General features: G+C 50.0%; 7 protein-coding genes and 1 pseudogene. All 8 read right to left on the reverse strand.

Going from position 1 to position 9305, the window contains the following annotated elements:
- Positions 1-72: 72 nt before the first annotated feature.
- Positions 73-2178, reverse strand: a complete 2106-nt coding sequence (locus B5F34_RS08345) for a glycosyltransferase (RefSeq protein ID WP_087337239.1) — start codon at positions 2176-2178, stop codon at positions 73-75.
- The gene (locus B5F34_RS08350; RefSeq protein ID WP_087337242.1) at positions 2166-3620 is read right to left on the reverse strand and encodes a glycosyltransferase; all 1455 of its coding nucleotides are present in this window, start codon (positions 3618-3620) and stop codon (positions 2166-2168) included. The genes B5F34_RS08345 and B5F34_RS08350 overlap by 13 nt, the downstream gene beginning before the upstream one ends.
- Positions 3617-4807, reverse strand: coding sequence for a TIGR04150 pseudo-rSAM protein (locus tag B5F34_RS08355; RefSeq protein ID WP_087337245.1), 1191 nt, complete (start codon positions 4805-4807; stop codon positions 3617-3619). Before B5F34_RS08355 ends, B5F34_RS08350 begins: the two co-directional genes overlap by 4 nt.
- Positions 4804-6057, reverse strand: coding sequence for a radical SAM peptide maturase (locus B5F34_RS08360; protein WP_087337248.1), 1254 nt, complete (start codon positions 6055-6057; stop codon positions 4804-4806). The genes B5F34_RS08355 and B5F34_RS08360 overlap by 4 nt, the downstream gene beginning before the upstream one ends.
- A gap of 11 nt (positions 6058-6068) precedes the next feature.
- The gene (locus tag B5F34_RS08365; RefSeq protein ID WP_239448885.1) at positions 6069-7217 is read right to left on the reverse strand and encodes a 6-bladed beta-propeller; all 1149 of its coding nucleotides are present in this window, start codon (positions 7215-7217) and stop codon (positions 6069-6071) included.
- Between the two features lie 368 nt (positions 7218-7585).
- Positions 7586-7834: a TIGR04149 family rSAM-modified RiPP gene (locus B5F34_RS08370; protein WP_087337255.1), complete on the reverse strand. Its 249-nt coding sequence runs from the start codon at positions 7832-7834 to the stop codon at positions 7586-7588.
- A 53-nt stretch (positions 7835-7887) separates the two neighbouring features.
- Complete coding sequence (locus B5F34_RS08375) at positions 7888-8262, reverse strand: DUF3244 domain-containing protein (RefSeq protein WP_087337258.1); 375 nt, start codon at positions 8260-8262, stop codon at positions 7888-7890.
- Positions 8263-8399: 137 nt separating this feature from the next.
- Positions 8400-9305: pseudogene (locus B5F34_RS17555) on the reverse strand (hypothetical protein); the annotation flags it as partial.

The following is a 9305-nucleotide window of genomic DNA, read 5'->3' on the forward strand; positions in this document are numbered from 1 at the left end:
CTTCGACCCAAGGAAACCATTCAACGCTTCTTAAAATGCAAAGTTAGCTCGCTAAAATGCAGAGTTAGCTCGCTAAAGTGGCACTTTAGCAAACTCAAACGCAGAGTTAGCGTCATATACCTTTTCCAACCGTTCCCGGAACAACGGAAGGGTGTAATGTTGCAATACCCTTTGCCGTCCTTCTTGCCGCATGGGTTCATTGCCGGAGTTCCTGCCATCGGCCAGTGCCGACAGCAACGCATCTCTCAGTGGAGACACATCCTTCCTGTCGTCCGCGAAACGGAACAGCCTGCCATAACGCCCGCCATCGGTAATCTCTCTCAGGCCGGTAGTGTCGTGTGCCACTAACGGCACTTTATGCAACAGCATCTCTGCCGCCACATAGCCGAACTCTTCATGGATGGAAGGCACTACCCCCACATCGGCCACCGCATACAGTTCGTAAAGCTTTTCCTTAGGCAGGAAACCGGTGAAAGTGACCTGCCGCCAACACGGGTCTGCCGCCTCCATGCAATGCTGGAAGTTACCGTTTCCTGCCACAACCAGACGGACATCGTGCCGGACAGCCAGTACGCCCTTAAAGGCTTCCATCAGTTCGGCCACCCCTTTTATCTGATCCAGCCGCCCTGCAAAGACAACCAGTTTTTCCTGCTCCCCGAAACCATACTTCCTGCGCAACAGCCGGCAATCTTCCGCGCTGCGCTCCTTATATTCATCCTGCAGGCCGTTGGGCACAAGGGCCAATTTCTCTTCGGGAATGCCATACAAGTCACGCAACATGTCGTAGGAATGACGGGCAATGGCAATGATGCGGTCGCAACATTCCGTCATAAATGCCTTCTCTTTCCCGAAAGCTGTCTTTATCCGTTGGTCTTTGGCCCCGGCGGGATGGGCAAGAATGCGCTCCAACCACGCCCGGTCGCCTGCCAGGTCGAAGCTCCAATCGGTATAATGCAGGGTAAACACGATAAAGGCCTGCAACTTTTCTTTGAACAGGGCGGCCAGCGGATGATGATGAGCAAAGTTGAAGTGCCCATACACCCGCCTGCCATCTCCCACCCGCGAAGCCAAGTAGTAAAACACACTGTTCAGATACTTGTCTTCGTAAGCCGGTGTCTGGGACAGGTGATTTTCCATAAAGGGGAAGGTATAGGCAGCCGCCCCGTCGGCCAGAGAGAAGTCGAGGTCGTAGCCCAAAGCATGCAGGGTGACGGTGTGCACGTCCCATTCCTCCGGGTCCAGACATTTTTGCACTTGCCGGATGTAGGTACCCACCCCATAACGGGAAGCGGTGCTTTCTTCCGAAAAGACCAACAGGCATTTCCGTCGCGAACCGGCCAGGTAAGACTCATACAGGACCTGGGAGCGGCGGCACAGGTAGGAGGCATAGTCTTCGTACGCCACCCGTATGCGGCCATCCATGCAGCGGGCATTCGCTCCGGCAAACTGTTTCAGTTTCCGGCCCACCCCATACAAGGCTTCCGCCCGTTGCTTGCGGTTGCCCGGATGGTTCATGACGGAACCTTCCCGCTGGCGGTAGTCATAGAAATCCTCCCGCAGTTCCGCCACCCGCCGGGCATGATACAAGGCGTAGGGCGTGAAATACTCATCTTCGTGATAATCGCCCTCAAAGTGCAGTCCGTGATCGCGGATGAAAGCAGTGCGATACAGGTTGCCGCACACCATGGGAACATAACAACCGCGCTCCTGCAGAAGCCGGAAGCAGGTCTGTCCGTCCAGTACGGCATCTTCCGTTTCGAACACGGCACGCTTGTCGCCCACCCGCAACTGCCTGCCGTCGGCATAAACATAGCGCATGCTGCCCGTCACTATGTCCGCTTCGCAGGCTTCGGCCTTCTGCCAAAGGTGCTCCACCGCTACCCGGCTGATGGTATCGTCGCTGTCCACAAAGGTCACATAGCGCCCCCTTGCCTCTTTCAGGCAGGCATTGCGGGCAGCCGACACCCCCTGATGTTCCGGCAAGCGGAACAGGCGCAGGCGGTTGTCCGAAGCGGCCAGGCGGGTTGCCACGTCGTGTATGCCGTCCGTCGAGCCGTCGTCCACCCATACGATTTCTATCTCGCGCAAGGTCTGTGCCAGCAGCGACCGCAGGCACTCTTCCGCGTATGCCTCCACGTTATAGGCAGGCACCAGTATGCTGACTTTTATTTCTTCCATGCCGTTCCTCCTTTTTCTAATTGGACAATACCCCGCTGCCAGCTCAGGCTGTCTGTCCGGAAACCGTCATCCCACCGTTCCAGCAGCTGCGTCCACACGTCCGTAGGGCTGCACGACCCGTCCCACAGTCCGATATCCGCCCGGCGGCAGGCTTCTTCCAGTTCCTGCAGGTAGGCGGCATCGAACGGCTGCGGCTTTTCCGGCTGTCGAGGGCTGTCCAAGCGGCTGCGCACGTAGGCGGCTATGCCCTTCAGCCCGGTCTCCAATCCGGTATCGGCCATCCGGCGCACATCCCGCTCCATGACGGCACGGTCCACTTCTTCCAGTATGTCATCGGTGTCTCCCTCTATGAAACCCGCTTCCCTCAGCCACTCGATGCCCCAGCCTATCCCGCACAATCCGTCGGCGAAGTGTACCGGCAGGCGGTTGGAAAGGCCGTTACAGACCCGGTCCAGCAACTCACCCGCAAATTCCTCGTACCAATGGTTGCCGGTATGCCGCCACAACAGGTAGAAGAACAAAGACAATCCCAGTCTGCCGTTCCACAACCCGTTATCTTCCATAAACAGACCGTGCAACAGCCAATGGTCGGCCAGCTGCCTCCCCGCCAGAGGGGCGGGGCGCAATCCTGCCAAAATCCTTTCCAACTGGGCAACGTCCTGCAACAGCGCGTTCCGTATCCGTCCGTCCGCGTTGTCTGCATAACCGAGGGCATACTCCCGCAGTTTCCGGATGGTGACCGGCAAGGAAGCCACCCGTTCCTTTGCCGAAAGCCCCGACATGATGGAGCCTTCGCGCTGCCGGTAGGCATAGTGTACCACGTCTGTATAGACCACCTTCCGTGCCGAGGTCAGCACGACCGGCGTCCACAGTTCGTCTTCGTGGATGGACTCCACATCGAACACAAAGCCATGTCCGTGCAAAAAACTGCGCCGATACACACAAGTGTACAGCATGGGGACGTAACAGCCGTTCTCCCATACACGGGCAAAGAACTCTCCCCCGTCTGTCACTCTGCCGGGCACAAAGAGTTTTTCCTGTCCTTCGCCCCACGTCCGGCGCCGTCCGGCCGGCCAAACCGAAAGCACATGTCCCACCGCCACGTCGGCACCGGTTTCGTCCATGAAGCGGCACATCCGCTCCATACAGTCGGCAGACAGCAGCCAGTCGTCGCAATCCAGAAAAGCCACATACTGTCCCTGCGCCTCCCGAAGTCCCCGGTTGCGTGCGGCAGACGGACCGCTGTTGGTCTGCCATATACAGCGAAAACGGTGGTCGGCACCGGCAAAACGGCGCATCACTTCGTCCGAACCATCGGTAGATCCGTCGTCTACCATCACCACTTCAAAGTCGCGCAAAGTCTGTTCCTGCAGGGAGCGCAGACACTCGTCCAAATAAGGACGGGTGTTGTAGACGGGAATGATAACGGAAAGTGTAATCATATATGACACAAATTATCCCTGCCCAATACCTGCCCATAAGTCGAAGGCGAGGGACAGAGCCACTGCCAGATGCAGTCGCAGCACGGACGGCTGTCGCGCACCCGCAGCCAGGAATGTCCTTCGGTAATCTCGCGGTAGACCAGCCGGTGAGGTGTCTCACGGATGTTGCCCAAAGCTTCCGTGTTGGGGTTGGCATACACCTGCCCGTCCGGCATCACTATCAACCGGCCGAAGTCGTAGATGTTCAGTTTCTGGCGGATGAATATCTCTTGTTTGCCCGGAGCGGACTGCCACAGGTCGTCCGCATCCACATACACGCACGAAGCCATGAAGGCATCATTGTCGCCCGTATAGACCGGCACGAAAGCCACGGCGCGGAAACTGCCCTCTTCTTCAAGGGCTGTAGCCTGTACGGCATCGCTCTCCGAAGCGATGAGGCAGGTCAGCGAGGCATCGCGCGGCAAGGCGGCTGTCTGTCCGTAGTCGGTCACGGCAATGTCCAGGTGCAGCGAGGCGGCCCACGCCCGTGCCTCTTCCGGATGCTCCAAGGCATCGGCCTGCGTGCAGCATACCGTCACCGGACAGACTTCCTGCAACGCCTGCGCCAACTCTTTCCCTCCGGCTGCGGCAAAGGGATGGCCCGTCAGCACAATTTCTGAAAGGAAAGGAGAAAGACGGGCGTTCCGCACAAAGCGGCGCACCTCGTCCGGAACCAGGGCAGCCGCCTGCGTGGTGGGATAAGCGGGCAACTGACGGGCGTAGCCGTCGTTGCCGTGACGGCTGCCGTTGAGGTGGAACACCAGCCGGTGCAGGTTGTCCAACACATTGCCGTCTATGCCCTGCCGGTGTTCCCAGCGGTAATATTCGGCTTCGTCCTGCACCCGCAACACGGGCGGCAAGGACAAGGGGCGTGCATGTTGCCCGTCGTCGGGCACCCGCACCCCGCAGCCTTTCGCCTCGATCTCTTCCAACCAGGCTGTCAGTTCCCGGTCCCGGCACTGCTCTTCGTCCAACCGGACGACATACAGGTTTTCCGGATGCGACAGCCGGTCTGCCACCTCCGCCACACGGCCCGTACTACGGAACCGAACCTTCGCACCGTTCTCCGAGTTATACACCAACCCTTCCGTGCCTTTCAACCAAAGGAAGCAGGAAGGATGCAATGAAAACCAGTCGTACTTTTTCATCCTCTTATCGTTACATCGTTCAACAATCGTTTATACAATTCCGGATGCCGGCTCAGGTATTCCAGGCTTTGCCGGTTATATTCCTTGCGTTGCGCATCCGTGCAGAACGAACGGCAGGTGGTGCCCGCTTCATGGATGTCGTCTATCTGATACACGCACTGCATGCACGCCCTCCGGTTGCCGCAATGACGGCACTGGCGGGTATATTTCTGCACATAACCGTTGTATTGCCGGGCTGCTTGTTCCAAATCCAGTTCCACGCCGTTGTCTGTTACCTGTCCCAAGGCAAACTCGTGGTTGATGCGCTCGCATTGAAGGATACGACCCTTGACGGTGACGAACATTTTCTTGGAAAAGGGGATACAAGTGCCGGTCTGGAAATGAGGAGTTTTGTCATTCATAACAAACAGATGGTTATAATTGAAAAATACATTTCCGGAATAGTAATACAAATAATCCATCAACAAACTCGTATCCGGATTTTTAATAAACAATTCCTCCTTCAATGTTTCACAATTATTAGCCTGAGATAAACTCTCTGTATAATTTTGATAAGTCCTATTGAATTCTTCTATCTTGTCAGAACGTATCCCGGATCTATTCAAAGGGGAGATATACGGATCTTTGTTGAATATGTCCTGAAAGAACGTGAAAATTCTTTCAACGCTATTCTTACTATGCAACACAGCATTGAACTGAACAAATTTGTCAAAGTATCGGGGATGTTTATCTCGCAACAGATTTATATTTTTGAAGACTCTGTCAAAAGAATTTTGACCTGCTGCGTCTACCCGATAGCCTTGTCCTTCTCTATCGCCGTCCAGACTGATAAGCAGACGTACCTCTTTTTCTGCCAAGAAGTCCATATATTTATCCAACAACATGGCATTGGTCGTCATTGCATAGAAAATCATTTTACTTTTCAAATGCAATCTTTCTATATACTCCATTATTGCTTGGATAAATGGAACATTGAGTAATGGTTCCCCGCCGTAGAAACCTATACTTATCGGCTCAACAAACTCATCCTCTTCATTATTTTTCCAATAGGTATCATATAAATAGTCAATGAGGAGTTTGGCCCGATGAATAGGGAAATTCAAATCTTCACGTTTGTCATAGCCTGCATATAAGCCTGCATAAGCGCAATATTTACACCGTAAGTTACATGCATCTGTCACTTCAAAAACAAGTTGAGGCAAATGAACCAGATTTAATTCAATTTGCCTGGCATTGATTCCACCTTCCATAGTTACTTAATCTATTCCTTGAATTTAACCAGCACCAGCACCGGATTGTCTTCCACATCCAGCTTCTCGGCCACTTCTTTCAGCTTGCCCTTCAACTCGCCCTTTTCCAGTTTTTCCAACAAATAGCTGGAGGAATAACAGAACCTCATGGTATTTGCAGGCAGAATGCTATGGCTGCTACACGGCAATCCAGCGTTCAAAGACAACGTCTCCTTATAGGATATTCCGTCACGGTTGAATAATTCCACGATTTCAATCTTCCCGCTTGCTTTATCATAAAGATAGAATACTGGGTCTGGAGTACTTGGCGGATTCTTTGTCAGCAATCTTTTATCGAAAGTGTACAGCAACAGATATTTCTCGCTCTGCATGCAAACCTCGGTCATAATTACGCTGCCATGGGAAGTCTGCCGGTTGACTTTGGCTGCAACCGGTGTCCACTGACCCGCTTGGAGAGAATATATGGTATCCAGCCCGAAGTCTGCCACAAAAATCTCTTTCCCGCTTTTGGAAACCGGGTAAATAGGAATGTTGATGCTCACCGTTTGAGAGTAGTCCGGTTCTAACATTGTAGTTTCATTTATCTGGTTGCGCAGCCGGTCGTTTACATGCAGTTTTAAAGGCTGTATTTCCCCGGTCTGCTTTGAAATCAGGTAATAAGGTTCCTGGCTCGGCTTGGATGATTGTGGGAGATCCAAATCGGTATAAGCTATATCTTCAGCAAAAAGATTATTCGTATCATAATCTACGATTTCGAAGCGTAATCTGTCAGGAGTCGGCAGGGAACGTAAGTAGTCACCGGTAAATGAATAGACTTTTACCTTGCTGGGAGCCAAACCTCTATAATCAAATATGTATATTTCTTTGGCATCAAAATCAACGGTCATGCCTAACGCGTAGACATATTCTTCTTCACTTTCCCCTTGGTGGGAAAAAGAACTCTTGTATTTCCCTGTCCTATCGAAAATAATCACTGATCCGGTTTGGTAATTATGCGTAATGATTTCATTGTCAGATACAAACATATACGTAACTCCGGATATCAAGGAAGAATCGGTAGTTTCCAGAGGGATGTATTCCACATCGGCCACATCCTGAAAAGCCAGTTCCTTAATAGGGTATTCTGCCTGAAAATCGAACGTCGGGATGCCTTGGACCATATTCACATTCTGCTTCTGATTTCCCTGACAAGAAGCAACTATCAAAACTATGGCACTACACACGAAAGCTAAAGATGTTAATTTACAAAACATATATTTTATCAAGATATTAGAATGGATTATATAAGCAAAGCACAACACTTGTTGTGCATGAAGTTAGGAAACAACACGCAGAGCAGAAAAGCTCTCTACAGTTTCATATATTTAGATAAATATAGAGCCGTTAAGTTCGTTTTTCAACCGCAATAACCCAAAGCGTTCATAAATAGTTATGAAACTCCTGAATTATCATTAAGAGGGTTAAAAAAGAGAACTTAAACAGACTCTACATTTTTCAATACTTGATCAAGAATAATGAAACTGTTTCATTATCTTGGCGCATACGTAAGACTATTACCATTATCAGTTGGTAGGGTCTTGTTATCATTTACATTTTGATGACTGGATCCGCCATAGAAAGAATCATCCGGCCCCTCCTTGTCGCCTGCATATCTGCAAGCACATCCATATACACAAACACACGGAAGATAATATCCACCTTTCAGCATGCTTTCCTGTCGCTTTGCCATCTCAGTCTGACTGAGATTTAGCAAGTTGATTTTTGTCAACTTTTTCATACACAAAAAATTTAAATTAATATTAAGATAAATAGTCTCAAAACTTACACTGTTTATAAGGAAAATTCCCCGTAATAGCTCGCCTCATCCGTGGCCAATTCTACCATAAAGTTCTTCACCTCGAAGCCGTCCAACTCTATCCGGTAAGCTACAGGGCTTAAAGTAACTACCTCAGTAAAGAGTACGTTGCCATAAGCATCGTAAAGTGTGACTTCCACATTCTCCCACTCCAGCGGAGCGTAAAGATAAAGTGTAGAAGCGTCATACGTGGCACGAGGGTCGATGGAAAGAGAACGCCTGTCAATCTGCTCCCAATTACTGCTTTTTGTATTGCTACTATCATTATTATGTAAGGGAACATTTTTTTCTTCAGCCCACATCGTACAGTCCAAAGACAATGCCATTACCAATAAAATCAAATGTTTCATGATATTTTAGTTTTAGTACGCTTCAAAAGTAGGCAATATAAAGCAAAGACCCGCAAAAAATACTGTGCAAAAAATGTGCATTTTAAAGCAGACAGAAAATCACTGTGCAAAAAATGTGCAAAACCAATATATCATCCTTATAATGAACGAATTATATCATTCCATTCCTTGGGGTTTCCCTTAGGCAAACAGAATGCCTTTGCGTGCATCCTCCGGCAGGCAGAACACACACCCTCGGCCGACAAACAAACCAACAAGGCTATTTCCTTACTTTGGAATCCGGCTCGCAACAACATACAAATGTGAAAATCCCGTTCTTTTATCGGATAAAAGCTTTTGACCTTCGAACTAAATCCTTCAAAACACAAATCTATCTGTTGTTGAAGAGCCTCCCAATCATTACGCGTGACACTATGTTTGCCTCCACCATGCACTATCTGTTTTAAGCGCTGATATATATCTGAATTATAGAGCAAATTCTCAGCCTTATACTGCTGGTTTTGAACAGACTCCGCTTTTGTTTTCTGAAAAACAGCCAGGTCTTTTTGCTTTTCCAATTCAGAAATTGTAGACATGGCCTCTGCCAAACTCGTTTCCAGTTCATGCACTTTTTCCGCTTCCTGCTCCCGATGCTTAATCTGCAGTTCAGCCTCCTCCAGCTGCGCTTTCAGAGACCTGATATTTTCATCCAGCCGACTGATTTCCGACTGTTTATCAGCAATATAATTCGAGGTTTTCCGATAAATCTCTGCATTCAGCTGTTCCAATCTGTTCAATTGGGTCACCAACCTTCTCTTTTTATGAACATGATAAATCCAACCTCCAGCAATCAGAGCAATGCCCAAGGTCAACACTCCAATCATCAACAAGCGCCTACGCTTGGCGGATTCCTTCAAACGTATGTTTTCTTTCTCCCGCAACTGGTAATTGTAAAGCGCATTCATTCTTCTGATACTTTCCGAGTCAGAGACAAGGGAAAGTGAATCGGTCAAATTCACATACTTACGGAACAGCGCAAGCGCAGCGGCGGGATCTCCCCTTTC

Origin of the sequence: Mediterranea sp. An20, from assembly GCF_002160055.1 — a bacterium.
GTDB classification, from domain to species: Bacteria; Bacteroidota; Bacteroidia; order Bacteroidales; family Bacteroidaceae; genus Bacteroides; species Bacteroides avicola.